We start from the raw sequence: 25,334 nt of genomic DNA on the forward strand, positions 1-25,334 counted from the left end.
TGTTTTCTCACTCAAGCCAATGAACTTAATGGAAAAACCAGCTTTTTTTCACTTCTTGAAAAACGGGTCGCCGCACTGGATCCCCATTTAATAAATCCTTTGTCATTTGCTGCATCTCCTCCAGATAGCCTGTCCCAAAACATTCTTCGATCTCTTGATACGCTTCTTTCAAATAAAAACCACGCTGGTGGACACTATGCGCATCTGAGGCAAGCATATACACAAGTCGATTTTCCAGCATCAGCTTCGCCGTCCGTTGAATCTTTTTACCAAAAAAACCGATAATACTGGGAGCCGTCACCTGTGTCAAAGCCCCCATCTCTAAGTAGGGAATCAAACGATTCGGCTCCTTTGCAAAAACCACATTTCTCTCTGGATGAACAATCACAGGAATATGTCCCTGTTCAATCAGCCGAAGAAATAATTTTTCTGCGTAGGCGGGAACCTCTATTGTAGGAAATTCAATCAACAAATAGTGATTCGTCAAATCCGTAAATAAAATATTTCCATGATGAATCTCTTCTAATAAGTCCCCCGTTAGTCGTACCTCCTGCCCTTCAAAAAGAGTCAGCTTTAGGTTTCGCTGATCCAGTTCCTGCTGCAGCTTTTGAACGGCTGATATCACTGTAGGGGCGGGATTTTTGTATCGGCCATTATTGTGATGCGGGGTACATAATATATGTGTAATCCCCTGTCGTATAGCTTCATGGGCCATGGCTAGACTTTCCTCCAACGACTGAGGGCCATCATCAACACCAGGGAGAATATGACAATGCAAATCAATCACACGTATTCCTCCAAACAAATCTACTTCTCTATGAATAGGAAATCGACAATGGTGCAGCCCTTACTACACCAAAATACTATCAACGCCTTGAGCCTTGTCAATTCCTAATCAAGTTTTTTTCTTTCGTTTGATTCTACCAAATACGCTTAAAAATGCCGCATCAAAAAATGTTGTTTTTGTGAAAAAAATTCTTGTAGGAAAGTCTCGTTCAGAATACTATCAGCCTAGGAGAATAATAGTAGACAAACACTGTAAATACATCTAAATCTGTCAGAATGGAGCACCCCCTCTTTATGCAACCACTCCAAAAAGAACTGGAAGATATTTAATACAGTGAGTTCTGACAAAAAAATCTGTCGTGCTCTCACTCTCTTCTTCATGGACGCAGGGGCCCTTGGGATTAACTTAATGGGAAATCATTATTTTGGAATACTGAAGCGCTTTAGTTATTTGTACCGAAAAAAATAGTATCCTAATTGAGCATTGTGGAACAAGTGAACGCTCGCATTCTTTGCTATGCTTTTCTTATTAAAACTAACTGAAATGAGGAAAACTTATGGCAAGAATTGCAGAGATTATGATTAAGCAACTACCAGAGCAGCACATGCTGACTATTCGACGAACCATCAACTTTTTCGAGGAATACGCCGATTTTATGGGGGAAGCGATCCGTACAATTCTTCAACACATCGAGGAAAATGAGGCTTGGCCTAGCAGTGGGCCGATCGTCTGCTTTCATAACATGGATCTAGAAAATTTAGCTGTAGAGATTGGCTTTGTGACGCCACGACCGCTTGAACCAAGTAACGCTGTTCAATCCGTGACACTGCCAATTCGCAAGGTAGCATTGACAATTGATCGCGGACCTTATGAAGAGCAGGACCCTACTCTGGAAGCACTCATGAAGTGGATTCCTGAACATGGCTATGAAGCCTGTGGTGGAATTTATTATCATTACTTAAATGGCGAAGACCAGCCAGAACAGGAATATCTTACTGAGATGTTTCTTCCAATAAAAAGTTCGTAAAATTCTTATATTAAGTCGTGAATCACTCTTTTTTAGTAGGAGTGATTTTTTTAATGCTTCAACATCCAAAAGATTGCATTCCAAACTGTTGACAAAATAAATCTACAGATATATTATATCTACAGATAAATTTAATCTATAGATTTATCTTAATAAGAAATTCAATGATACAAGAGGCGATTATTATGAAACGTAAAAAGAAATTTTTGATTTATGCAGTAGTTTTCTTTTTGACCCTTATTCCGATCCTTTATTCCGGTTTATTTTTAGGTGCTCTAATGGACCCCTATGGAAAAGTCGATCAGCTTCCTGTTGCCTTGGTAAAGGAAAATGACAATCCGATATACAACAAGCTGGTCGAGAGCAAGCTGTTTGATTATAAGGAAGAAAATGCTAGTAAAGCGAAAAAAGATCTAGACAAAGGAAACGTGTATGCGATCATCACTTTTGATGAGGGCTTTACAAATAAACTAACTGCCTTTCCGGTCACTCAACAGCAGCCGACGATGACCTTGACTACATCGGAGGGACTAAACTACTCTGCCGCCAAATTAATCGTGACAACAACTGAGCAATTTGTTTCCAAAGTCAATGCAGGCCTTTCCTCCCAAATGATCAGCCAGCTAAACGCGAAGCAAGTTCCGACGAATATAGCCAGTATCATTCATTTAGAACATAAAGACATTCATCCAGTGAAAAACAATGGTGAAGGGATGGCACCCTATATCTTCTCTTTGACCCTATTTGTCGGCGGGATTTTTACGAACCAGTTCATTATGAGAGCATTGACGAAGAAAAAGGAAAAATATCGCATTTACTGGCGAGAACAGTTTCTATACCCAATGGTGATCGCTCTGCTGCAGTTGATCTTTTTGCTACTGATCAATGCGCTGTTCATTCACATCTCGATCACAAAACCTTTGGACTTCGCACTATTTTCGATCGTCGTCGCGGCAGCATTTTACAGCATTATCGTTGCCTTTAACAAGCTGGTTCCAGGGGTTGGAAGCTTTATCGTCTTGCTATTGACTATGATGCAGACCTCCTCATCTGGAGGTAGCTACCCTATTCTCTTATCTTCACCCATTTTCCGTACGATCCATCGATTCATTCCCATGACTTATAGTGTCAATGGGTTTAGAAATTTGATCAGCTTAGACAATTCAAAGATCTTTTTAGACTACGCCGCACTGAGTCTATTTATCGTGATCGGTCAAATCGGGATTTATTTCAGCTATCGAATTCATGAAAAGAAAAAAGCAGCGTAGCAAAAGAGCCAATCATGTGATGAATCTTCAACACATGATTGGCTCTTTTCTTTACAACAACGTCGCGATATAAAGCAAGACAGCAGAAACAATTAAGAGGATGACAAATATTTTGGACCCAACCTTCAACCATTTAGAGAAATTGATCTCCGCTATGGCTAAACCTGCCAGCAACACTCCGCCAGTCGGTGAAATCAAATTCATCAGCCCGTTGCCAAATTGATTACTCAAAACTACGACATCACGATTAATATGAACCAAATCTGCTAGCGGTGCCATAACCGGCATCGTCAACGCTGCGGCTCCCGAGGAGGATGGAACAAAGAACGTAACGATGACTTGCGCAATCAATAAAATCGCTGAGAACATAAATTTCGGCAGTCCGCCTAAAAGATTCGCCAAACAATTCAAAATCGTATCAATAATCATTCCGTTCTCCAAAATGACTAGCACACCTCGAGCCAAACCAATAATTACTGCCGCATAAGCAAAATCCGCACAGCCTTCGACAAATGCCTCGGCGATCTCTTTCTGATTAAACCTAGCGACAAGCCCGGCATAAAGACCCATTCCTACAAACAATGCTGAGATTTCAACCATATACCAGCCTTGCGCGATGATGCCCCAAATCATGATCATCAACCCAATAATGAAGCCGCCAATGATCCATTTATCACTCGTACTAAATGGTTTGTCCACTTCAAAATTTTGAAACTTGTGCTTAACCTTTTGGTCATTTTTATAAACAATAGAGGATTCTGGATTGGCCTTGACTTTTTTCGCATAATGCATGGTAAATAGGATAGAAATAAGTGTGATTACCGCCCAGCAGACTACTCGATAGACCAAAAGAGGATTCCCGTGTACATCGGCTACTCCTTGAGCAATCAGTACGTTGAATGGATTTATCGTCGATCCAATGTACCCCGCCTGCGTTCCTAAAAATAGAATAAGAATTGCCGTCATTGAGTCAAAGCCTAAAGAAAACATCAGGGAAACGAAGACCGCAAATAGCGGAATAACCTCTTCACTCATCCCAAAGGTCGATCCTCCTAAGCTAAAGAGGATCATAGATAAAGGGATAACTAAAATTCCTTTATCTCATAAAGATTGTGCCAATGTAAATAATCCACGGTCTACGGCACCCGTTTTTAAAATGATTCCAAAAGCGCCACCTACAATTAAAACAAACGCAACAACTTCAACCGCATTGATTACTCCCGCTGCAGGGGCTTCTAACACAGCGCTAATCCCTTGTCCGTAACCCGCTTTATCAATCTGATGATACGTACCGGGTACGACCGTTGTTTTTTCCATCCCATTAATCGTTTCAACAACTGTCTTAAATTGCCCGCTTGGAATAAACCACGTAAGTAACGCTGCAATAATAATTAAGAGAAATATCAATGTATAGCTATGGGGAAATACAAACTTTTTTCTTTTTAATTCCATTTCTTCCGCACTCCTTATATCGTATCATAACGTTATGCCACAAATTAGTCTTTTTTATACACAATCTCACCATCAATGCAGGTCATGATTGTTTCGGCTGCCGCAACCTCATTAAAATCCTCAGTCGTAAGGTCTTGGTCAAAAATAGCAAATGTGGCCGATTTCCCTGCTTGCAGAACACCATAGTCTAATAGACCGTTTGCTACAAACCCATTTTTCGTAAAGCTTTTTAATATTTCTAGCGCTGACACGCCATTTTCCTTTTTCCACGTTTCAGCTCCTGTTGGAAAACGACGGAAGCAGGCGCGAAGAATGGATTCTGGCAGATTCGTAATGAATAACGGCAAATCTGTTCCGCTAGTCAGTAGAATGTCCGCCTCATGCAAAAGCCGATAATTGAAAAAAGCTTCGTCCTCACCAAGAAGAACCTCTGGCATATAAGCCTCCTGATAAGAAGGGTTCAATCCTAAAATTTGAGGATAGATTTCCGCAGCGATGTTTCCTTCAGACATTTCTTTAGTCATATCTGCTGTGATCATCTCTAAATCACTGATTGAGTTATACACGCCTTTCGGTAAGCGCTTCCCAAATTGGTTAAGTATTTTCGCGGCTTCGACTCCTGCGCGATCCCCTTCTGTGGTCAAACAACAAGGAACTGATCGTTCATTCCATTTTTTTACTTCATTTGCTAATGCTGGATAATCAATTGTTGGGCCCTTCTTCCCCGAGGCATAGGACCCAGTGATGTCCCCTGTTTCATCTGCGACGACACCATCCACCATCATCTTGACTCCTCCAAAGCGAACCTTCTCTGGAAAATGCTCGGTTTGATAGCTTTGAACTAAAGCGGTCGAGATCGGCTCTTCCACTGATTGAAGGTAGAAGGTCGTCATCAGCTTTCTATAACTTATGTTATTTAAAAAATCAGCAGTATCAAAGACGATTTCCTTGATTGAGACGACTCCTCTCGAAAGCAGCAGCTCTTCGAATTCACGGTACACTGCTTGGATCAACGCCTGATTCGCCAACATTTCTTTGATTAAGCGGAAACGACTTTCCGCACTCGTTTCAGTCTCTTGAAAGCCGTAACGATCTTTCGCCTTCTGATTCATCCAGCAATAGGACCGATCCTTCGCGATAGCAGTTATCGGTCCTGCATAGTTCAGACGATCCAATGTTTCTTGACTTGGCAGTGTTCCCCAATCCTGCGGTGTCCAGCCATAGGCATAAGCAGGCTGTCCTTGTTTTTTATCAAGCTCATTTTGAAGCATCTGCAGTGCTTCATTTTCAGAGCTTGTCTTTTCTAAATTTACTCCTGCATGCATACTTAAATATCCACTAAAAAACACATGGTTATCGTGCAAGCCCGGCAGCACAAAAGAATTATCATACTTTAGAACGGTAGTCTCTCCATCTACTAGATGCTGATAATCCCAGCCGCTCTGTACTTCTTCAATCGTCTCACCCTTAAAAGCAACATAGCCTTTAAAAGGAGGATTTTCACCATCGAAAATGGCGTTGGAACGGAGAATTTTACGCAATTTTTTCACTCCTAATTACGGAGAGCCTACAAGCTGAATTTATACACTTCGCCTAAATAATACTGATGGCCAACATGGATAGGCTGATGATTTTGGTCATTGATCAACGTGTTCACATAAAAGAAGGGCGTACCAATCCCTACCTCCATAACCTTAGCTAATTGATCATCTGCGATTGCCAGCTCAAGGATCGTTTCACCCGGATTGATCGCCAAAATATCCTCTTCAGCCAATAACTGATACAGTGATCCTGTCAAATCAGCTGTCAACAATGACTCAAAACGCTGCTTATCAAAGTAATTATTCTCCAATAGGATGGGCGTGCCATCAGCCATACGCTTCCGTTTTGTATAGATGACGTCATCACCAACATTGATCTGGAGTTTCTTAGCCAGTTCGGCAGTCGCGGGAATAATCTTTCGTTCTAAGAGCTGATTGCTCGGGGTGAATCCATTCGCGCGGCAGCTTTCACTGAAGCCAATTACATATTCGATTTTTCGGAAGACCTTGTGTTGATTGACAAAGGTTCCCTTTCCCTGCTTTTTGATCAAATAGCCCTCTTTCACCAGTTCTTGAATGGCCTTGCGAACAGTGATCCTGCTGACAGAATAGACTTCTGTCAATTCCGGCTCTGGCGGAATTTTCTCATTTTCCTTGTACTCTCCGCTACTTATTTTATTTTTTATGATTTCCTCTAATTGCTTATATAAAGGCACCTGTGCTTCTGCATCTAACATACATTGATCCTCACTTCTTTGGATTATCTCTCTTTTGTTAGAGTATCAAATGCCCTTTGATAAAACAAGCTACTCGTAAGAAACACCATAGCCGAAAGAGCCTTCCACCATGCAAGATTCTCCCGCAAATTCATTACCCTTTTTCATCGCAGAAGCAATATCCTCACCGCTTAAGTAATGGATCTGGAAGGCCGTTAGGAAGGAATCCCCAGCTGCCATCGTATCTACCGGCTCTTTCAAAACAGGAGTCACCTCATAATAATGCTGACCATCATAGCCAATGGCTGCTTTGTCTCCTCTAGTGGCGATCAATACCTCATTGCTAGGAGAAAAATATTTTTTCAAGAAGGCCTTCGTCTCATCTTCTGACAAATGACTCACTGAAAAGAACCCAAAATTCACTTTATCAATCGCTCGCAGGATCTCCTCCTCAGAAAAATCATCCGAGAAATCATAGGAGACTTTCCCTGGTAGATCGATTAATTCTTCCAATAAATGATTGACATGACTATATAACCCCATGTGAATCAAGGCAAACTGCTCTAAATAACTACGATCCGCTTGTGTCAGCTGGATTGGATATTCACGCGTGACACCGCCTTCATTACTCCCTAAAAATATTCGATCGCCCTCTTTTATCTCTACACGGGCACAGCCATTTTCACCTGACTCAAAGCGGGAGTGACTATGTTCGATACCTAAATCTTCAATCGCAGATAATACGTGCTTTCCTTCTGCATCCGATCCGAAAACACCCATGAAGCTGCTGTCTTGGCCAAGCTTTTTGGCAAAGACAGCAAAATTCAACGCATTTCCACCAGGATACATGATTTTAAGGTTTACATATTTATCAACAACATTATCTCCTAAACCTAAAACATTCATGCTGCTTCCTCCTAGTAATCAACTTTTCCCATATAACGTCGAACATCTAAATCGTGATTCCGATTATCAGCCAATGCAGAACGATATTCTGACAATACGCTGTAAAACAGAATTGGATTGAAGAACTCGGAAACTTCATCTGGGATTAAATCTAATCCTAATTCTTTTGCATCAACAATTTCAACTTTTTCCGCATATTTATCTAGAAAAACTTTTGCTCGCTCATCTAGCACACGCGTACGTCCTTGGCTCATTAATAAAATGAACATTGTATCCTTGTCAGTTACTTCAAACGGACCATGGAAAAATTCTCCCGAATGGACCGAGGTCGAATCCAGCCACTGCATCTCCATCAATGAACAAATCGAAAAACCATAGGCATGGCCATAGCTAGGTCCGCTGCCTAAAATGTAATACATTTTTTCTTCTTGGTACTTATCCGCAAAAACCTTCACCCGATCCTGAACCTGTTGCTTCGCATTATCCACTACCGTATCAATGATCGTCATTCCTTCACGAAATTTTTCAAACGCCTCATAGCCCTCAGTCCCATGAAGCAATGAGACTGTCAAATCCAAGATAATCGCCATCGGATTGTTTTGAACCTGTGCATCACCGCCCCATTCATATAGGAAGCTGTAATCAGAAACCTTCAATAGCTCCGCCTTCTTATTATGCGTGAGACCAATCGTGTGTGCTCCTCTTTTTTGTGCAACCTCTCCTGCTTTTACCGTTTCTCCTGTGTTTCCACCATGTGAGCAAAGAATTACGACAGATTTTTCATCTAATCGCTTAGGCACAACTTGTACAAACTCATTTGCAGTATAAAGACCTGTAACTGCCTTCGAAGCTTCAGATTTCATGAAATAGTCCGCAACATACATATCAACCAGCGAACCACCACAAGCTACGAAATAAATACCCGATAATTCTCCCCCATTCTTCTCGATGATCTCATTTACAACTTTTTTTACGTCCACCAAAATTCCTCCTTTTTCATATAACGTTATATGACGTTATATCTATGAACCTCATTTTAGATTCTCTCAAACAAAAAGTCAACAAGTTTTTAAAAACGTTTTCTAAAAACAAAAAAAGATTGCTCTATTGGGCAATCGTCACCCAAAATGAACAACCTTTTTTAATCATCTAGCTGATCGTTTCGCTTTTTACCTATCCATTACAACAGGTAGCTCTTCCAAAGAAGCTTCGACTTCAATCAATTAATTCGAAGCAACTCCTGCAGCTTTTCTTGTGCCGCATGATCTTCTGAGATTTGAAAATCTACATCTGGCGTATACGTTCCTTGCCTTCCGTCATCGTCATACTCGCCAAAGCCTGTATTCGTACTTACTGGTGTGCCATTACCTGTCTTCAATTCATAGACTACACCGTTATCCCCCAATAAATACTTGCTGACGGGAAGAGTGAAATCCATTTTTACAGAGTAGTTCACCGCGAAAGAATCCGCAAATAATTCTTGCTTGCCGACGCCGCCATCCTTTGCCGTGTAAAAAATGCAGCCTCCAATCGCATGGATAGGAAAAGCGCTTTGTCCAGGCATATTATTGTTTTGAACTTGAACCTGCCCATCAGGGGTATTCGCATACCAGTCACCGTGTCCAGCTGCCCCGTGATCAAAGAACCAATCACTCACCGCCATATTTCCTATCGCTGCACGTTGTCCTGCCCATTCAAGAAAAGCCTGATTGATTTGATTTTTTTGCGCATCGCTCAATTGAACTCTTTTATTGTTAACAGGATTCGTTTGTTCAGTACTTTGCACCTCTTCTGTCTCAGAAGAGCGAGCAGCTCGCGTTTTTGAAGTAGAAGACGTGCTATCGGATGTCGCCGTTACCTTGATTTCAACAGAACTTTCCGAAGCGCTCTTATCCTTATCCGCCGTTGAGCTACAACCGGACAATAAAAACACTGAACAGAGTCCAAAGGCGAGAAAGCTATTTATTTTCATTATAATTCCCCCAATATAAAAGCCTCTGGCTCAATTCTAGCACTAAATTCATTAAAAAAAAGAAACCTTTAGTTAGAAAACGATTGATCTTTCTCATGCGCATGCTTTGGTCTAAAGAAAAATCTCACGATCGAATGATTGCTATTAACAGTTAATGCATCCGTAGGGAGCAACGTTAAAATAAAAAAGAATAGCCCGATCGCGTAATTTAGATAGACAAAAATAATATCCGCTCCAGATCGATAAGAAAAATAAACAAGAGCTATATTAAGAAGAAAATCCATCGCAGCCAATAAACCTGATACTAATGAAACGATCCATAATATGAAAAAGCCTCGACCCTTTAATCCAACATCCCGACAGCGTCTTGTGAGCAACGCCAAACTCGGGACAAAAAAGACTAGGAAGTAAATTACTAGTGCAACAAGCATCATCGTCATTATATTGTTCGTAACATATAGAATAACTTGCTCCTCATCTACGTTTCGAAGGATCATATCGATCATACTCACGAATTGATACACACCAACAGGAATGAATAACAGGGATAAAATAAGATACCCCACCATAACCCACCAATATCCCGCCCGCGTTGTTCGACATTTAAAATCAAAATAACCAACAAAAAAATCCTTAATCGCTGTCGAAAAACTTACACAACTTGCACGCTTTTTAATCTTTATCACTATATTAACTCCTTTGATGTTTTGACGACGGAAGTTTGATCAGGCTCTTTGGTCATGTCAATATATAGTCTGTCGTCGTTAATACTAAATGTAACTGTTGCTTTGATCGACATGAGTGATTATTGATGGAGGGGATTCCTCCTTCGCTGAACAGCCACTTAAAGTAGCAAACAACACTAATAAAAGGAATACGGATTTCTTCATTCATAAACCTCCCAGGAATTTTCATTCTCTTCAACCTAATCAGAAAAAAAGTACTCAATAAAAATCATCATCGCTTGCAATTAGTAGAGCTGCTTATATAAAGAATCAGAGTTCAATTTCTTATCTTGAAACCAAACTCTGATTTGCTTCTCTATTTAAATCAAAAAATTATTTCAGGGAGTATTATCGCCAAATAGAAAGTAAACAAGACAAACTATCGCGATTATAACAACCACGATCATAAGGGCCCTTTTGCCATTCCTTTGCGCAGATCTATCTTCTTTCACCTCTAACGCCACAGCTAAACTTTCAATCTCCTGCTCACTAAATTCATTGTTTACCCGTAATGAATTGATTTTTTCAGGATCAATAGTTGTCATCTCAGACAGCTCTTCATTCGAAATATCCGAGTGTTGGAGGGCCTGTTTTATATTCATAAATTTTCTATTTTTTGGAGCGATTAAAAAAGAGTGATAGACATACAGCACTAAACTGAAAATTCCAATGACAAATATAGAATTTCCAAAAAAGGTCAGTGATACGCCCAAAAGTGCGGCAAGTGAAACGAAACCGATGGAAATGATTTTATTCTTATTCAAATTTTTAACTCCTTTTAATACTTTTTTATTTCAAAACATGGATGTCTGGATCAAATCTGCTCGCTATTTCAATCACATAATTTAAAGTAATGATGTTATATTGTTTCATCTCATAGATATCAAACAAACCATTACTGATGTCGTTAATGAATTTTGAGTAACTCCCATTCTCAATTTCATATATTGTACTGGGATAATTCTCCTTTTTGTATTTCTTTACAATTTCTTCTGGGATAACAAGATTTCCCCATAACAGAAATCCCTCATCAATAACTCTGTAAGATGATAATGCTCCAAAATCGATCTTAACTATGTGTCCATTTTTTTCTCCATTTAACAAAATATTTAAACCGTCTTGCTCACCACTGCTTATTTCGACTGTGTAAATATCTTTTGGAACTTGATTAATGAACGTATCCTTCCAGTTTTCCATATTAGAATTCCTTTCCATTCTAATGCCTGATTTTATTGGCACAGGACCAACCATTGATATAGCAAGGGCTAACAATTATGAAATTGGCTCGATTTATAATAGTTTCCTGTCTTACTCTCAGGTAATTTCTATTCAAATGGATACTTGTTCACTATTTCACATTTTATGCTTTGACTTGCAATCAATATTGGTGCGGTCTCAAAACCTTCTGCATTGATTTTAAAAATATAGTTTCCCCGTTCTACCTGATATTTGTCAATAATAGTCCACTTCTCATCACCAGTAACAAGTTCTATGAAGGGTTTTGAATCATCTAACTGCCATGATAACAAGGTAGATATATAAAATGGCCTGCCAAAATCGATATTTATAGCAAAATCATTGAGAGAAGTATCTATTCTTCCCGCAGCAACAATATTGTTATAATTCATCAGCGCAAACTCAAAATCCATCCACAGACATTTTTCTAAATAGTTATTAATTTTTGAAATTTCTTTACAAACTTCTCCTTTATTCATAATATTTGCCTCTATTTCTTTTTATCAATAGACAAATGAGTGTTTATGGAATTCTTGATATTATCATTTAATTCTAACCATTCTTCCTTTGAAAAACCAGAAAACTTCAATCCTATAATTTTATTATCTCCGTTTATTAATAATGACAAATGCTTTGACATCTTTATAACTGTAGATAACTTTTCTTCATTAAGTTTAAAATATATACTGGCCTTCCCTCTAAGTATGTCAAAGTTAGCTTCTTTAGTTATAACTCTATCCTTATTGAAATAACAGTAACACCGATAATTTTCTTGGTTTTAGAATTTACCTTTATTTCTATAAATGATGATTTTCTATTGATAAATCTAAAGTAGAATAATTCTTCTTTCCTACTATCGTTTATTGGAAATTCTAAACTCATTGGAACATAGAAATCTATCTCAATTTCATCCAAGATAGTTCCTTCTTCAAAACAACTAATTCTCATAAAATTAAAATCCCCTTTCCTAAGGCATATATTGAGCATGAGTCATATTGCTGTAGCTATTCGGTGCCCCTATAGCAATCATGTTTGCTCCACTTCCATAATATGGAGGACCATAGGTTGATCGTCCGTTGCTTTCGCCAGAAAAGAAATTTTTAGCACTACTATAAACATTATTTACAAATTTTTTAGCTCCGCTCCATAAATTGCCCGCAACTCGAGATACCGTGTTAAACGCGCTATTAACCTTATTAACAATCCAGTTTTTTCTTATTCGTATATTTTACAACCGATTTTACAATATACTTATTGACTATCTTCTGCACACCAGACCATAATTTTTAGAAAAAATTCTTCTCATGCTCTAAGCCCAAAAGTCGAAGAGACTGATTTCTCTTCGACTTTCTTTGTATAGCGCAGAAACAACTTCAATTCCTTTAATCGTTGTCGCTTTCTGTATACGTATACTGAAAGCTATTTCCCTAACATTTAAAATTGAAACCCCTAAATTATCTAAAAAATAGATTGTTCTCATTTGCAATTTTTTCATAAAGCTGTTTATCTTTATTGTTATCAATAATGATTGGGAGGCTCAGGTCATAATTGGAGAGTAAAATCATAGGATGTGAGTTAAAGTATAAACTGTTCCATATTTTTTCTCGAAGAAAACCTTTGATAAATAGTTTTAAAAGATTTATATTTCCAATCTTATATATATAATTATCACCATTATTTAAGACATCGATTTGATTCACATAAATTAGTCTATCTATCTTATCTAATCTCTCGCATTGTCTATCCATTATTTTAGTTATCTTACTCTTGTCATCTTCACCTCCCAAATCTATATAAGCTTCGTTATCATTTATTTCAAATACTCTCTCAAAAAAAGATAAATACTTATTTTCTTGACTTAGTCTGAAGTATTCATTTGACAATAGACTAAGTCTCGAGTCTCCTATCTGCATAGTTTCATTAAATACATCTAATACAGCAACTTTTTTAAGCCTTGTCGCTTCAACCACTAATTCATGATAATCTGTTGAATCGAAAAATAATTTATAAAGCTCATTATCAAAACTGCTTGATGAAAAATCCATTTTTTCTAATTCAGGGATCTTCCCATCCTGAATGTTAATCTCTGATTCGTTGCCCATCTTCATTATAGGTTCCTTTCTATACTCATTGATTGATGGCCCTTTCTAAACTTCCATCAGAAGAAATTTTATAATGAATCAACTTCTATTCGGTAGTTTGACTTTTAGCATAAACAAACTTTGTTGCACAACTTGGAAAAACATCTATTTCAATTTCTTTTCCTGAATTTCTATTTCTGATTCATAATGAGCAATTACCTCAACAGAATCGTCTTCAGTCCATGCTACAAAGTGCTTGAAGTCGAAATCCTCATAAAAACCAAAAGTTTGATTTTTAATGAAGTCAATAAACTCTGAATTTGATAGTTTGAAAAACGCCACATCTATCAAACTAACTCCTGCAAATTTATCGAGCCATTGATGATTTCTTTTTTGAAGTCCAGATTCATCTGAACATAACAAGGCGTAAACAAAACCTCCAAAAAGAATTGTCACCAAAAACTGTTTGCTCTCTAATACTATCAGGATTCCATTCTCATCCTGTTGTATTTTTTTACCCAGTAATCACCATCTGGCAAATTATATCCTGTTAATTCTTCCATTATTTTGCTCCTTAATTTATACCTTATTTTTTCAGGACTTCTTTTTGTTGAATTTCTAATGAGGGTGACCTGAAACTCCTTTTAGTTCTTTGCTCCCAGGTCTAACAACAACAGTTCCTTGCATTACCTTCTGGTGAGGATTGAACTTAGTTTTTGGGCGTAATTTGAAACCAGCGATTATCGGTGTTTCTATCTGTCATACCTTCCACTTAAGTAAATTTTTATTCAATTTTAACTTTGATTTTTTATTTACAAGCTAATCCTTATATTAATAAATCATTCAAAATGAGTATCAAAATACTCCTTCAACTTATTGAAATCACTTCCAGAACCAATATCTTTAGAGTTTTATATTACTCATTCTTGAAGAACTCGTTTTGCTGCTTGTATTTCTTATTGGAATTACTACATATAAACTTCAGAGTTCAATCTCTGATACCAAGATTAAACTCTGAACTATCAATAAACTAATATTAGAAAATCTCTTTGAATTTCAATTTTAGCATCTTAATTTCCGAAAATTAAAATTCATCTCTCCAATAAGTTTTGCCCACCTCATATTCAAATATTTTAAAACAGGTTACTGGATAATCTCTAAAACCAACAGAATCTTTCATTGTTTCAATTACATCTTCACACTGCTTTTTTGTACTAAATATACCTATCCTTTTGAATTCTCGCCAATCAACATTATCAAAAGTTCGATCATATATGTGGTATAATGCAAAAATAATCCTGGGTTTAGACACTCACAAAGCCTCCTTCCCATTGAATCTTGCCTATTCGTGTGGTACTCACAAAAAGAAATTCCTCATTGATTCGCTTCTCTTTAATTATTTGTTCCTTGGCCTCTTTAGCTTCTCTTTCTGTCAAATATACCCCTATAAGATTATATTTCTCCGTTTCAAAATTCCCGTGATCTATTTCTTCATAATACTCTAACAAGGAAATATTCATGTGAAATTAATCCCTCCCTTTTTATTTCTAATTTTTAAAAATGAGTATCAAAATATTTCTTCAACTTATTGAAATCACTTCCAGGACCAGTATCTTTAGGATCATACTCTCCCCGTTCTTGTAAAATTCGTTTTGCTGCTTGTTTTCCTGATTCTCCCTTCTTTGGCCGTTCCCCTCTGAATCTATCAGGAATGTTGTTCTTTGGTTTTCCGTTTATCTTTTTCGGTGTTTTGTATTCATCACTCGAGTTTCCACTCAAAGACATGAGAGCTTTTGCAATACCTGTACTAATCGCACCACTTGCTACTAAACTCGTGATTATTTCTTTTTCTGTCAATCCTTGTACAACTGTTGCTGTACCTCCGGAGCCTATAATTACAGTACCACCTGTTCCTATTTCCATTGAAGCCAAAGCTCCTGGACCAAACAATAATACTGCTAGTACAGTAACGCTTACACCAACCCCCGTCCAATTCGTTTTTCTTCCATTTTCTACCATTCTATATGCATCTTCAATGCTAAGCCATCGCCCTTGCCCTGAGCCGGTCACAGACGGAACATAATATTTTCCATTTTTTGGCTCCCCAAAAGCTTTCTTTAGGTTCTCTTCTTGTTGTTCCCTAACCGATTTATTTTTCTTGGCTTTTGGTGCAGTTGTACAGAATTTTGCCAATGTTTCCTTCATGGCCTTATTCCAATTCTTCACCAGATTTTCCGCTTCTTTGATCTTTTTTGATCCTTTATTTCCAGTCGCTTTTTTATAAGCAATACCAACAAATGCTGTTTGAACAGCCATTTGCCTTGCAATCGCAGAAGCACCAGCAATCGAAGCCCCCTTATAAATTGAATTTGCAGTTTGGGTGACCTTAGACATAGTATTCGCAACTATTTTAGCACCATTATAAATTGAACTGGTAGCTTGTCTAACATTATATATAGTGTTAGCAGCTATTCTAGCACCGTTATAAATACTAGTGCTCGCAGCTATTCTAGCACCGTTATAGATACTATTAGCAACTTGTTTGAAACTATTCGCTACTTTTTTCATAGCGTTTATTGCTCCTGAGAACATACTCTTCTTATGCCCTGTCGGATCGGAATAATTGATCGGGTTATTCTCCACATAGGTATACCCATTTTGACTCAACGGATTGTCTTCTTCACCCTCATAGCTGTCTTGAGTTAGGAAGGTGCCGCTTTGACTATCGTAGTAGCGTGCTCTTAGATAATTATACCCTGTGACGTCTTGGGCTTCACCTGTATATCCGAATGGATTGCCTGTTTCGTCCACTTCTTCTGGTGTTCCAAAGACTGAATAGCTATTTGAGCTGTCGAGTTCGCCGTCTTTCATCATCCCTGTCACGCTGCCTCGTGCATCGGTCAGGTATTGGTACTCGTCTTTTGTTTTCTCGTTCGTGTAGCTGAGTCGTTCGTTTCCGTACGTGTAAGTTTCTCGAGACTTCATTTCGTCATCATAAGTTTGAAGGACTTGCGTATTTTCCTGATTGACGTCATTGACGTAGTTTCGTACTTCATAGTAGTTATACGTATCTTCTCGCGTCGTGTAGGGGATCAAGACTTCGTTCACTTCAGAAGAATAGGTTACTTCCCCTTCACCTGGTCGATTGCCTAGGCTTGGTGGATTCACGACGATCCCTTCTTCGTTCGCGCGGTCTTTCGCGATCTTCTGGTGATAAGCACGTGAAACAGTATCGAAAACGTTCATCCACAGATTTCCGACGGTTTCTGGCAGACTTGATAGCCCTTGAATCACATTTTCAGTAAAACCATACCAGAAAAGGGAGTTTTCCTCTCCATTTGGACTAGTTTTTGGTGATTTCCGACTATCTTGACCGCTTCTAGTCGTCGAAGTAGATTTAGAAGCTCCTTTGCCTTTTTTCTCTTGACGTTTAAAGAGTTGGTACGCGGTCGTATCTTCTGTTCGACTGGCGGTAAATACGCGATTGTCATCGCCGTCATAGAGGGCTGCCATTAGTAAGCCCTTATTGTCTTTTACTGCAAGCAGGCGATTTCCTGTGTCATAGATATAATCCAGCACTTCATCGGTTCCACTTTGCTTCACTCGATTGCCGTTCTTATCGTATTCGTACTTAATGGTTTGATCGTCATTTTTCATACTTAACAGACGATTGTTATCATCATAGGTGAAGCCGGTGGTCTGTTCTTTTCCGTTAATCGTTTCTGTACTGGTTAATTTATTCCCGGCTAAATCATAGGAATAGGCATAGCTTGCCAGTTCCTTTTTCTTATTCTTATCACAAACGGTCATCTGAGTTACTTGACCAAGGCTGTCATACTCATATTTTTGCACGACTGTCTTGCCTTCTTGTGTGATCACTTCTTCAGAAACGAAATTGTCGGCATCATTTTTCAAAAACAGTTTATTTTGTACAGCATTGTTAAAAACAAAAAAAATTACAATAATTATTATTAACCAATATAAAAATATCATATTTAGAAACAAAATAGAATTTATTATTAAAAAACGATTCCAAAATATCTTAAACGGTTATAAAAAAACCCTAAGCGGTAGTGTTTCTTGTATGCAAAGAGCTTTTTTACCTTTCAAATTTTCTGGTAAAGAACTCCTATACAACAAAAAAGCCCAATCATCCGTTAAGACGATTGAACTTTAGTCAGAACAATCAGCAGCTTGTGTGCTCCATTCCTTTCTAAGTAATATTAGTAGGCAATACTCGCCAATTTTGTTTGCTTACGAACATTCTGATTTTTTTCGTCAAATCAGCTGCCATTTTCTATGAAATAGCTAGGTCGATCAACAATTACATTTTTCTCTGACCAATCGCTTCCTGTTCCTTTTCCAAAAATCCCTTGAACCAATAGAAGCTTTTTTTAGGGACACGTCTCATATCGCGTAAATCATGGTTGCCTCGGTTTACATAGACCATGCCGTATCGTTTTTCCATATCGCCTTTAGAGCTTGGCAAGTCAATTAATCCCCACCCGAGATAGCCTAACACTTCACAGCCATCGATAGCCATCGCATCCTTCATCGCTTGGATGTGGGTCTCATGGTAGTAAATTCGATAGTCATCCTGAATTTGAGTTCTGCCATCCCATTCTTCCTTCGTCCCTATACCATTTTCGACTGGAAAAATCGGTACATGGTATTTTTGGTACATCCTATTTATGATGTCTCTAAATCCAAGAGGATCAATGCTCAGCTGCCACTCATTATTTGAAACAAATGGGTTTTCAACTTCTCCAAATGATAAATAATAATTGGGTGCTGCATCTGACGGGATGTTTTTATGACTGATCGATCCTGTGCAATAGTAACTGAAGGCTAAGTAATCGCTAGTGACTTTTTCTATTTCTGCGAGTTCTTCTTCTGAGATTTCTAGGTTCATTCGTTGCTTCTCGAAAGTCCTTACCTGTCTAGAATAGCCACGTCCACAAAAAGCGTCTAATAGATTTTGATTGATAAACTCGTCCCATTCCCTTGCGACTAGAATATCTTTGGGATCATTGGTCGCTGGATAGATATTCGAATAGGCTAACATTCCTCCGATTTCACCATCTGTCGTCTCATGGATGTAATTTGCAAGCCTAGCATGAGCGACCATCACATTATGAGCAATTTGATGAATATTTTCGGCGGTATCTTCTGTAGTTAAAGTACCTCCATACAATAGTGCTAACGGAGTGGCGTATAAGTTTTGTTCATTAAAGGTGACCCAATACTTCACTTTGTCTTTATATCGATCTATCACTTTTTTCCCATATTCAACAAACGCCTCTACGACATGTTTACTCATGAAGCCTTCATAGTTCTGCGCTAAGTGCAGCGGCATGTCGAAGTGGTATAAGCACAGCATTGGTTCGATCCCCCGTGCCAACATCGCGTCGATGTATCGATCATAAAACAATAATCCTTCCTCATTGAAGGTCCCGTCTCCCATCGGATTGATCCGTGACCAAGAGGTTTGGAAACGATAGAAGTTCATTCCCATTTCCTTCATTAAATCAAGGTCCTCTTCGTAGCGATGATACCGATCAATCCCGTGCTTCCAGTCGGATGTCTGCTCACCCGCCTCGCGTATATCATACACTGAGGGCCCTTTTCCCCTTTCATTCCAAGCACCTTCTGTCTGCATACTTGATGAAGAGTCGCCCCAGTAAAATTTCTTTTCTACCATTCTCTCATTCCCATCTTGAATCATTCTCTCTGTTCTCCTCGGTTTCTTTTCTTATTAAAGAACCTAGGAAGCTGAAGTCTCCGCGCTTGCACGAGCCACTCGTTCACTGATCTTCAGGAAAGGCAAATAGAAGAAGATCAAGGCCACGATGATGACTGCTTGAACAAGAATCGCCCGCCAATCCCCGGCTGTTGCTAAAAAGCCGCTGATAAATGGTGGCGTCGTCCACGGTATCGTGACCACACACGGATTGACCAATCCGGCAGCAGTCGCCAGATATCCGATAACGGTTCCAACAATGGGTGATAAAACAAAGGGAATGATCATCGGTAAGTTAAACACGATCGGCAACCCAAAGATCACAGGTTCATTGATATTGAAAAGATTGGGCCCTAAAGCTAATTTCGACAAATCCTTGTATGCTCGATACCGGCTAAATAGTAGGATCGCTATTACCAGGGCAATCGTTGAACCGGTCCCGCCCATTAAAGCGCCATAAACTTGGTGAAAGGCTGAATTGATAATGTGTGGCGCGTGTTGTCCCGCAGCTGCCGCGTCCATATTTTCATTCATATTCACCATCAGCAATGGATCTAGAATCGGTCCTGTAACCACCGATTGATGGATACCAAAAGAAAACAGCAGGTTTCCAAGACAAACTAGGAACAAGTAACCAAATAAAGAGGTCCCTACACCACGCAATGGTTCTTGAATAAATCGTTCAATGATTGACATAAAATCATTACCGGTCAACTGAATCAAAAACGAAGCAAAGGCAAAAAGTGACACAACAATGATCAATGGAATCATCGTATTAAATGATTTTCCGACTGCTGGTGGAACATTGTCCCCTAAATTGATTTTTAATTTTTTCGATTGCGTCAGGCGAATATACAGTTCCGTTGCTAATAATCCAGTGATGATGGCGGCAAAGACACCCTTTGAGCCAATATTACCGTAACTAATGACGCCATTAATCTTCACAGCGGTCTCGGAATCTATCGGCGTAGTCTCGATCATGATTGGCAGTAATGTCAAAAATGCTGGAACAACCGCGATAATGACACCGATTGGATTCTCGTAGTCTCGATTTTTCGCTAAGAAATAGCCGATCGCGATCACCAAGATGATCCCTGTAATATTCAATGTAGCATTCGTAACGATGTTTCCCCAATTTTGCGCTGTCGCCATCGTATCTGCATTGATCAAGCCTTTGAACCAACCAGTCGGGTCCAACACAACAGAATTAATTAAAATGGCAATCCCGGCCAAAATGAATAATGGCATGATCGTAGCAAAGGAATCGCGTAAAGTTCTCAAATAAACTTGGTCTCCAATTTTCTGCGCTGTCAAAACAAATTTCCCCATCAAAGCTTCTCTTTTTTGCTTTTTATCCTCATTCATTCGTTTCCCTCCAAATTTATTTAAAGCTACGCGCTAACTTTATCTGAATAATACCACCTGTAAACGTTTTTGTAAACACTTATTTAAATTTGTGTATACTAATTTTTAAAAATAAAAAAGAATGTACCTAATACATAAGTACATTCCTCTGGATTCTTAGTTTATATCCGCGACTATTTTCCCTGATGTATAGGGGTATCGTGTCTTAGATAAATCAAAGGGCGTTCCGTCATCAAAAAACACGACCTGATTCGTTTCAAGTATTGGTTCTCCTACTTCGATATTGAACTCTGCACTGTCTAGTTCATTCGCCTTCGAAGCAATGATCACACGCTGCGCCGCGCTAATAACAAAGCCCAATTCATCTCTAATATAATTATAGATAGAGCCCATTAAAATTTCTTCATCCAAGTCTCTTACATACTTCAAAGGCATGACAGAAGTCTCGATACTCTTCGCTTCATCCTTTACATATCTGACACGTTTAATATCATAGACAGGATCTGTATGCTTTATTTTCAAGGATTCTGATTCATAGGCTGTGGGAAAGCGCACTTCGAAACGAATAATTTTACTTGTGACCTCTTCACCCTCCTGAAGAGAAGTCCCAAACACGCTATTAATTTGAGTAACATCTTTATTGTTCTGTTTGATATTCGTTCGGACATAGGTCCCTGATCCTCGTCTCGTATACAGCAACCCTTCATCGATCAGCAGCTGGATCGCTTTTCGAACAGTTACCCGACTGGTTTGATACATCTTCGCTAGCGTTTCTTGATCTGGCAGCAGCTCGCCTTCTTTAAACTCGCCTTCCACGATTTTTTTCTTTAGAGCAATGGCAATCTCTTTATACTTAGGCATATTCACAGGCCTCCTGAAATTTGTATATACTTATATAGTAATAGATTACACATAAAATGTAAACCTCCTATACAAATAAACAAAATGCGGACTATAACTAATACCACTGCCTCTATATCAAAAACAGCCTCATAAGCTGTTTAACTAGTTTATGAGGCTGGTGTAACACTTGATTGTTTTATAACTTTCCCAGAATCCTTTAGATAGCCAGCAACGTTTGCTTTTAATTGATCAAACTCGACAGAACTCGTCGTAATCGTAAGAAGCAGTGATACAGTCTCTTCCCTGCTAAAAGTCGTTTTGTACCCATTCATCATGAAAAATGTCATCATCACTACAAGTGCGGTTCGTTTATTCGCGTTTTGAAAAGGATGTCTTTTCGCAAGATTGATCGACAAGATAGCAGCCTTGTCATAAATGCTTGGGTAAAGCTCCTCACCAAAAACAATCTGCTTCGGTTGCTCCACAGTCCTCTCCAGCGCGACTACATCTCTGACACCAATCATTTCTCCTTTTGATGTCTTTGTAATTAATTTTGCATTGATTTTAACAATATCTCGTACCGTTAAATAATTCATAGCTCAATTAAATCCTTAATCGCATCTTCATATTGATCCATCACAGCATCCACGATCGAATCAATATCAACCTTCTCTTCTGCCTTTACGATCTTCACTGTCCCATCTTCTAAAAAGATATAGCTGATTGCGCCACCAGTTTCAACACCTAGACGCTCTTTCACCTCGGCTGGAATTGTGGTCACATCACTATTACCTGATCTTCTGATTTTATAGCTCTTTTCTCCCACAATGTTCACCTCCATTTTGTATATATTATTGTAAATACTTTTTGTAAATATATACAATAATAGAGTATTTACTTTTGAATTCGCATCATAAAAAAACATCTCAAGAAAGACTTCAACTTTCTTAAGATGCGATGATTGCATCGAATGGAACATTGTTTCTTTCGCGAGGAAACAATTTATTGATTTACCTGCTTTTCTCTTCCCTAGAATCAATCAATGAAAACCCCAAGTAATGGGCTTTCTTCCGAATTTCTCTTCTTAATTGTTCGCCATAGACAAAAATTTGTTGTCGCCATGGATCTGTCAAATATCCCCAAGAGAAATCTTTGGAAAAGAACAAATAATAATCCCCGTCAGGATAGAACTCTGGAAAATACGCGTAGTATCCACCATCGTAATAGTTTTCATCCGAAATAAATGTTGGCTTCTCTTTCCGCGTCTTTACCTGCGGATAATACTTGTAACAAGTATGTTGCCAATCCAAAACATACATATATTCTTGGTCTTTTAAGCAGGTACAAAAAATATCTTGGATCGTTTCTCGCCATTTAGGATCAGAATTAGCTATCGCAACTACGCCCTTACAACTGTAGAGATCGTAAGGCTCCTTCAAGGTATAGCGAGAATCTTCTGCAGAATAATCTGGTTCAAAGGAGAATCGCTGGTCGACGATTTTCCAAAGCTCATTTTGTTCTTGACCTGTGAGAATTTCCCATTCCTCTTGATGGTTCATAATAGCCCTCTTTTCTAGGTTAAGTTGTGACTAAAGTTCTATAGACAGTATTTTAAAATTTTAAATCTAGCATGCGCACCTATATAGCTAAACAAAATCCGTCAAAATTAATTTTTTCCTCAAGTAGTTATTTCTGTTTAAGTTTCAATTAAGCTAAGCTCGCTATAGTGTACTCAACCTAAAACTTTTTCATTATGCCAGTCGCTTCGGCGGCTGGCAGCCCTTTTTTATTTATGTTCACTAACTGAAATCACTCAAAATCAATCTCTTGCTCTTTTATTGGACTCTACCAGAGCTAAGGAATCAGTTAAAATCATAGCTAGTAGCAACCTTCTTTTGCTACATGCAGAAAAAGACACAGCCCTATGACCGAAACATGGTTAACAGGACTGTGTCTTTAAAAAATGTATTCAATTGTTACATTTTGACTAAATCATGTATTGGTAATTAGTCCTTATAATGGAGTTTTTTATTTTGATTATCTTATCGAATCTCTATCACTGACTGCGTTTACTTCCCCTCATGGTGTAAAACCACGATTACACTATTCTTACTATCTTAACAGCCTTTTTCCTCTCCTATTCATTTACAAAAAATTGTCCAGTCCTTCTATCCTATTGATTTTATATATAGTAGGTCCTATCTATAAAAAACAGTAAACAGGTTTTGAATTTTCTAAACATGTTCATAACCTTTAGGAAACACTTACATTTCCTCTTGCACTATTTATACTAGGAAATGAAGAAACAGTGGCCACATCGTTCTTCTAATCAAAGATAGACCTTAACGCTTCGCTTAATAATATCTCGAATTGATTCAACGTGGTTCCAAAGAAAAGATTTGGCTGGTATTCCGACAATACTTGCGGCGCATAGGTGCCTGTGCTGATGGTCAGTGTTGCTAGCTGCCCAATACGGGACTGCTTCTCTCCAACGAAAGCAATGAGATCAATCTGATGATCCTTTGCCATTTTCGCAAGTTCGGCCAAACGAAAAGTATCGCCTGAATTAGAAATGATGATAATCAATACATCCTTTTCAACTCGTTCTCGAAGAAATTCTAAATGACTATTAGCTGTCGCGCGAAAGCCGTAAAGATTTAGCTTCTCAGAGAAATGGTTCGCGATATTTTGCGAAAAACCGGAGCCCAAGATCATGAGTCGCTTATCACGGTATTTAGACAATAGACGAATAAATTCATCTCGTTCTTCGTTTGAAAATTTCTTGGGAGAGCTAGTTGTTGACTGCTTGTTTGCATAGGCAAAGACCAGCTCACTATAACCGGAATAGCCGATTTTTTTCGCCATATTGATGATGGTAGCCGTTGAAACATAAGACGCCTTCGCTACCTCTCGAATGCCTAGGCTTTTTAGGGAATCACGATTTTTATCCATAAATCGTAAAACCGCAGCTTCCGAATCATTCAACTGATATTTATCGATTAGCGTTTCTGTATCCATTAGGTCCACCTCAAATTCTTTCGTTAGGAGTATTATAGCATGACAGAAAAAAAATTTATTCAAGATCCTTGGGCAAAGATGACTACCCGAAACGGCTTACGCGGCGATGAAGTAATCTCCGCATTACAAAAATCTATTCGTCGAGGAAAAGAAAAGGATGCCTGCGAATTTGCCTACGAGATGTATATTACCTCACCACAATTTGAAGAAAAACTATGGAGACGCTTATTAGCAATCAGTGTGGAGGACATCGGTATGGGAAATCCTATGGCGGCACTGATGATCAACAACTTGAATCTGATGCGTCAGGAATTCCAATACAATGAATCAGACCGTGCGATGTTTTTCTTCCATGCCATCCGCTATTTATGCGGCTCAGAAAAGGATCGTTCCTCAGATCTTCTAAAAAATATTGTTATTAAAAGCTTCGCTATGGGATATGTCCCTGAAATTCCAGATATTGCCCTTGATAAACACACGACACGTGGGCAAGAGATGGGACGTGGCTCCGAACACTTTTTACATGAAGCAAGTAAAGTTATTCCTCAAGCAAAAGTAGAGAATGACTACAAAGAACAATATGAAGAAATCATAAAAAAATATGACCCGAATCATGTCGTACCAAGCACGTTTGACTTTAATCCTTGGCAGGTATAG

General features: G+C 38.6%; 27 protein-coding genes and 2 pseudogenes. 3 read left to right on the forward strand and 26 right to left on the reverse strand.

All coding sequences use genetic code 11. The features are described from left to right. Window positions 1-25: 25 nt before the first annotated feature. Entirely contained in the window at window positions 26-787 is a 762-nt protein-coding gene (locus tag J9537_RS17605; RefSeq protein ID WP_070509017.1) for a tyrosine-protein phosphatase, read from the reverse strand. A 556-nt stretch (window positions 788-1,343) separates the two neighbouring features. On the opposite strand from J9537_RS17605, the gene J9537_RS17610 reads away from it, so the two are divergent. Both J9537_RS17610 and J9537_RS17615 read left to right on the forward strand, forming a co-directional pair. Then, the gene (locus tag J9537_RS17610; protein WP_028020230.1) at window positions 1,344-1,814 is read left to right on the forward strand and encodes a GyrI-like domain-containing protein; all 471 of its coding nucleotides are present in this window, start codon (window positions 1,344-1,346) and stop codon (window positions 1,812-1,814) included. Window positions 1,815-1,999: 185 nt separating this feature from the next. Next, window positions 2,000-3,082, forward strand: coding sequence for a YhgE/Pip domain-containing protein (locus J9537_RS17615; protein WP_028020229.1), 1,083 nt, complete (start codon window positions 2,000-2,002; stop codon window positions 3,080-3,082). Window positions 3,083-3,133: 51 nt separating this feature from the next. Here the strand turns inward: J9537_RS17615 and J9537_RS17620 are convergent. The 25 genes and pseudogenes from J9537_RS17620 to J9537_RS17740 all read right to left on the reverse strand — a co-directional run bounded on the left by J9537_RS17620 (window position 3,134) and on the right by J9537_RS17740 (window position 24,677). Then, window positions 3,134-4,534: pseudogene (locus tag J9537_RS17620) on the reverse strand (YfcC family protein). A 44-nt stretch (window positions 4,535-4,578) separates the two neighbouring features. Further along, on the reverse strand, window positions 4,579-6,075 hold the full coding sequence (locus J9537_RS17625) for an amidohydrolase family protein (protein WP_028020227.1): 1,497 nt from the start codon (window positions 6,073-6,075) through the stop codon (window positions 4,579-4,581). A 26-nt stretch (window positions 6,076-6,101) separates the two neighbouring features. Continuing rightward, window positions 6,102-6,812, reverse strand: coding sequence for a GntR family transcriptional regulator (locus J9537_RS17630; RefSeq protein WP_028020226.1), 711 nt, complete (start codon window positions 6,810-6,812; stop codon window positions 6,102-6,104). A gap of 69 nt (window positions 6,813-6,881) precedes the next feature. Beyond that, on the reverse strand, window positions 6,882-7,697 hold the full coding sequence (locus J9537_RS17635) for a fructoselysine 6-kinase (protein ID WP_218257373.1): 816 nt from the start codon (window positions 7,695-7,697) through the stop codon (window positions 6,882-6,884). 11 nt (window positions 7,698-7,708) lie between these two features. Then, on the reverse strand, window positions 7,709-8,677 hold the full coding sequence (locus tag J9537_RS17640) for an SIS domain-containing protein (RefSeq protein ID WP_028020224.1): 969 nt from the start codon (window positions 8,675-8,677) through the stop codon (window positions 7,709-7,711). 239 nt (window positions 8,678-8,916) lie between these two features. Further along, window positions 8,917-9,669 (reverse strand): hypothetical protein, encoded by a 753-nt coding sequence (locus tag J9537_RS17645; RefSeq protein ID WP_028020223.1) that lies wholly within the window; start codon window positions 9,667-9,669, stop codon window positions 8,917-8,919. A gap of 68 nt (window positions 9,670-9,737) precedes the next feature. Continuing rightward, window positions 9,738-10,355 (reverse strand): DUF805 domain-containing protein, encoded by a 618-nt coding sequence (locus J9537_RS17650; protein ID WP_070509019.1) that lies wholly within the window; start codon window positions 10,353-10,355, stop codon window positions 9,738-9,740. Window positions 10,356-10,439: 84 nt separating this feature from the next. Next, window positions 10,440-10,559: a lipoprotein gene (locus tag J9537_RS17655; RefSeq protein ID WP_176746278.1), complete on the reverse strand. Its 120-nt coding sequence runs from the start codon at window positions 10,557-10,559 to the stop codon at window positions 10,440-10,442. A gap of 173 nt (window positions 10,560-10,732) precedes the next feature. Next, a complete protein-coding gene (locus J9537_RS17660) occupies window positions 10,733-11,158 on the reverse strand; it encodes a hypothetical protein (protein WP_028020222.1) in 426 nt (141 codons plus the stop codon). 25 nt (window positions 11,159-11,183) lie between these two features. Then, on the reverse strand, window positions 11,184-11,591 hold the full coding sequence (locus J9537_RS17665; protein ID WP_028020221.1) for a hypothetical protein: 408 nt from the start codon (window positions 11,589-11,591) through the stop codon (window positions 11,184-11,186). Window positions 11,592-11,719: 128 nt separating this feature from the next. Next, window positions 11,720-12,109 (reverse strand): hypothetical protein, encoded by a 390-nt coding sequence (locus J9537_RS17670; RefSeq protein WP_028020220.1) that lies wholly within the window; start codon window positions 12,107-12,109, stop codon window positions 11,720-11,722. A gap of 247 nt (window positions 12,110-12,356) precedes the next feature. Continuing rightward, window positions 12,357-12,545: a hypothetical protein gene (locus tag J9537_RS17675; protein WP_141741189.1), complete on the reverse strand. Its 189-nt coding sequence runs from the start codon at window positions 12,543-12,545 to the stop codon at window positions 12,357-12,359. A gap of 394 nt (window positions 12,546-12,939) precedes the next feature. Next, a pseudogene (locus J9537_RS17680) lies at window positions 12,940-13,057 on the reverse strand (IS6 family transposase); the annotation flags it as partial. 27 nt (window positions 13,058-13,084) lie between these two features. Beyond that, window positions 13,085-13,738, reverse strand: coding sequence for a hypothetical protein (locus J9537_RS17685; RefSeq protein ID WP_035019378.1), 654 nt, complete (start codon window positions 13,736-13,738; stop codon window positions 13,085-13,087). Window positions 13,739-13,876: 138 nt separating this feature from the next. Further along, the gene (locus J9537_RS17690; protein WP_245001320.1) at window positions 13,877-14,170 is read right to left on the reverse strand and encodes a hypothetical protein; all 294 of its coding nucleotides are present in this window, start codon (window positions 14,168-14,170) and stop codon (window positions 13,877-13,879) included. A gap of 625 nt (window positions 14,171-14,795) precedes the next feature. Continuing rightward, window positions 14,796-15,023, reverse strand: coding sequence for a DUF7336 domain-containing protein (locus J9537_RS17695; RefSeq protein ID WP_028020217.1), 228 nt, complete (start codon window positions 15,021-15,023; stop codon window positions 14,796-14,798). Beyond that, window positions 15,016-15,231, reverse strand: coding sequence for a hypothetical protein (locus J9537_RS17700; RefSeq protein WP_028020216.1), 216 nt, complete (start codon window positions 15,229-15,231; stop codon window positions 15,016-15,018). The genes J9537_RS17695 and J9537_RS17700 overlap by 8 nt, the downstream gene beginning before the upstream one ends. A 34-nt stretch (window positions 15,232-15,265) precedes the next feature. Next, the gene (locus J9537_RS17705; RefSeq protein ID WP_245001321.1) at window positions 15,266-17,626 is read right to left on the reverse strand and encodes an RHS repeat-associated core domain-containing protein; all 2,361 of its coding nucleotides are present in this window, start codon (window positions 17,624-17,626) and stop codon (window positions 15,266-15,268) included. A 409-nt stretch (window positions 17,627-18,035) separates the two neighbouring features. Then, on the reverse strand, window positions 18,036-19,436 hold the full coding sequence (locus tag J9537_RS17710) for a glycoside hydrolase family 1 protein (RefSeq protein ID WP_245001322.1): 1,401 nt from the start codon (window positions 19,434-19,436) through the stop codon (window positions 18,036-18,038). A gap of 39 nt (window positions 19,437-19,475) precedes the next feature. Further along, on the reverse strand, window positions 19,476-20,816 hold the full coding sequence (locus tag J9537_RS17715; RefSeq protein ID WP_028020214.1) for a PTS sugar transporter subunit IIC: 1,341 nt from the start codon (window positions 20,814-20,816) through the stop codon (window positions 19,476-19,478). Window positions 20,817-20,972: 156 nt separating this feature from the next. Next, window positions 20,973-21,677 carry a GntR family transcriptional regulator gene (locus tag J9537_RS17720; RefSeq protein ID WP_028020213.1) on the reverse strand — a complete coding sequence of 235 codons (705 nt, stop codon included), beginning with the start codon at window positions 21,675-21,677 and terminating at the stop codon, window positions 20,973-20,975. A 149-nt stretch (window positions 21,678-21,826) separates the two neighbouring features. Next, on the reverse strand, window positions 21,827-22,255 hold the full coding sequence (locus J9537_RS17725) for a type II toxin-antitoxin system death-on-curing family toxin (protein WP_028020212.1): 429 nt from the start codon (window positions 22,253-22,255) through the stop codon (window positions 21,827-21,829). After that, on the reverse strand, window positions 22,252-22,500 hold the full coding sequence (locus J9537_RS17730) for an AbrB/MazE/SpoVT family DNA-binding domain-containing protein (RefSeq protein ID WP_035019385.1): 249 nt from the start codon (window positions 22,498-22,500) through the stop codon (window positions 22,252-22,254). The genes J9537_RS17725 and J9537_RS17730 overlap by 4 nt, the downstream gene beginning before the upstream one ends. Before the next feature lie 169 nt (window positions 22,501-22,669). Further along, window positions 22,670-23,218 (reverse strand): DUF2716 domain-containing protein, encoded by a 549-nt coding sequence (locus J9537_RS17735; protein WP_028020210.1) that lies wholly within the window; start codon window positions 23,216-23,218, stop codon window positions 22,670-22,672. A gap of 766 nt (window positions 23,219-23,984) precedes the next feature. After that, the gene (locus J9537_RS17740; protein WP_028020209.1) at window positions 23,985-24,677 is read right to left on the reverse strand and encodes a MurR/RpiR family transcriptional regulator; all 693 of its coding nucleotides are present in this window, start codon (window positions 24,675-24,677) and stop codon (window positions 23,985-23,987) included. A gap of 39 nt (window positions 24,678-24,716) precedes the next feature. Here J9537_RS17740 and J9537_RS17745 point away from each other — a divergent pair, with 39 nt between their 5' ends. Then, on the forward strand, window positions 24,717-25,334 hold the full coding sequence (locus J9537_RS17745) for an AAA family ATPase (RefSeq protein ID WP_028020208.1): 618 nt from the start codon (window positions 24,717-24,719) through the stop codon (window positions 25,332-25,334).

The sequence above is a fragment of the Enterococcus raffinosus genome, assembly GCF_019175485.1.
In the GTDB taxonomy this organism is placed as follows: Bacteria; Bacillota; Bacilli; order Lactobacillales; family Enterococcaceae; genus Enterococcus_A; species Enterococcus_A raffinosus.

Bases quoted from the DNA above. Each gene is read 5' to 3' on its own strand.
- J9537_RS17670 (WP_028020220.1), bottom strand. From the start codon at position 12,109: ATGAATAAAGGAGAAGTTTGTAAAGAAATTTCAAAAATTAATAACTAT.
- J9537_RS17715 (WP_028020214.1), bottom strand. From the start codon at position 20,816: ATGAATGAGGATAAAAAGCAAAAAAGAGAAGCTTTGATGGGGAAATTT.
- J9537_RS17700 (WP_028020216.1), bottom strand. From the start codon at position 15,231: ATGAATATTTCCTTGTTAGAGTATTATGAAGAAATAGATCACGGGAAT.
- J9537_RS17725 (WP_028020212.1), bottom strand. From the start codon at position 22,255: ATGAATTATTTAACGGTACGAGATATTGTTAAAATCAATGCAAAATTA.
- J9537_RS17740 (WP_028020209.1), bottom strand. From the start codon at position 24,677: ATGGATACAGAAACGCTAATCGATAAATATCAGTTGAATGATTCGGAA.
- J9537_RS17685 (WP_035019378.1), bottom strand. From the start codon at position 13,738: ATGAAGATGGGCAACGAATCAGAGATTAACATTCAGGATGGGAAGATC.
- J9537_RS17735 (WP_028020210.1), bottom strand. From the start codon at position 23,218: ATGAACCATCAAGAGGAATGGGAAATTCTCACAGGTCAAGAACAAAAT.
- J9537_RS17615 (WP_028020229.1), top strand. From the start codon at position 2,000: ATGAAACGTAAAAAGAAATTTTTGATTTATGCAGTAGTTTTCTTTTTG.
- J9537_RS17655 (WP_176746278.1), bottom strand. From the start codon at position 10,559: ATGAAGAAATCCGTATTCCTTTTATTAGTGTTGTTTGCTACTTTAAGT.
- J9537_RS17710 (WP_245001322.1), bottom strand. From the start codon at position 19,436: ATGATTCAAGATGGGAATGAGAGAATGGTAGAAAAGAAATTTTACTGG.
- J9537_RS17745 (WP_028020208.1), top strand. From the start codon at position 24,717: ATGACAGAAAAAAAATTTATTCAAGATCCTTGGGCAAAGATGACTACC.
- J9537_RS17610 (WP_028020230.1), top strand. From the start codon at position 1,344: ATGGCAAGAATTGCAGAGATTATGATTAAGCAACTACCAGAGCAGCAC.
- J9537_RS17665 (WP_028020221.1), bottom strand. From the start codon at position 11,591: ATGGAAAACTGGAAGGATACGTTCATTAATCAAGTTCCAAAAGATATT.
- J9537_RS17645 (WP_028020223.1), bottom strand. From the start codon at position 9,669: ATGAAAATAAATAGCTTTCTCGCCTTTGGACTCTGTTCAGTGTTTTTA.
- J9537_RS17730 (WP_035019385.1), bottom strand. From the start codon at position 22,500: ATGGAGGTGAACATTGTGGGAGAAAAGAGCTATAAAATCAGAAGATCA.
- J9537_RS17635 (WP_218257373.1), bottom strand. From the start codon at position 7,697: ATGAATGTTTTAGGTTTAGGAGATAATGTTGTTGATAAATATGTAAAC.
- J9537_RS17630 (WP_028020226.1), bottom strand. From the start codon at position 6,812: ATGTTAGATGCAGAAGCACAGGTGCCTTTATATAAGCAATTAGAGGAA.
- J9537_RS17720 (WP_028020213.1), bottom strand. From the start codon at position 21,677: ATGCCTAAGTATAAAGAGATTGCCATTGCTCTAAAGAAAAAAATCGTG.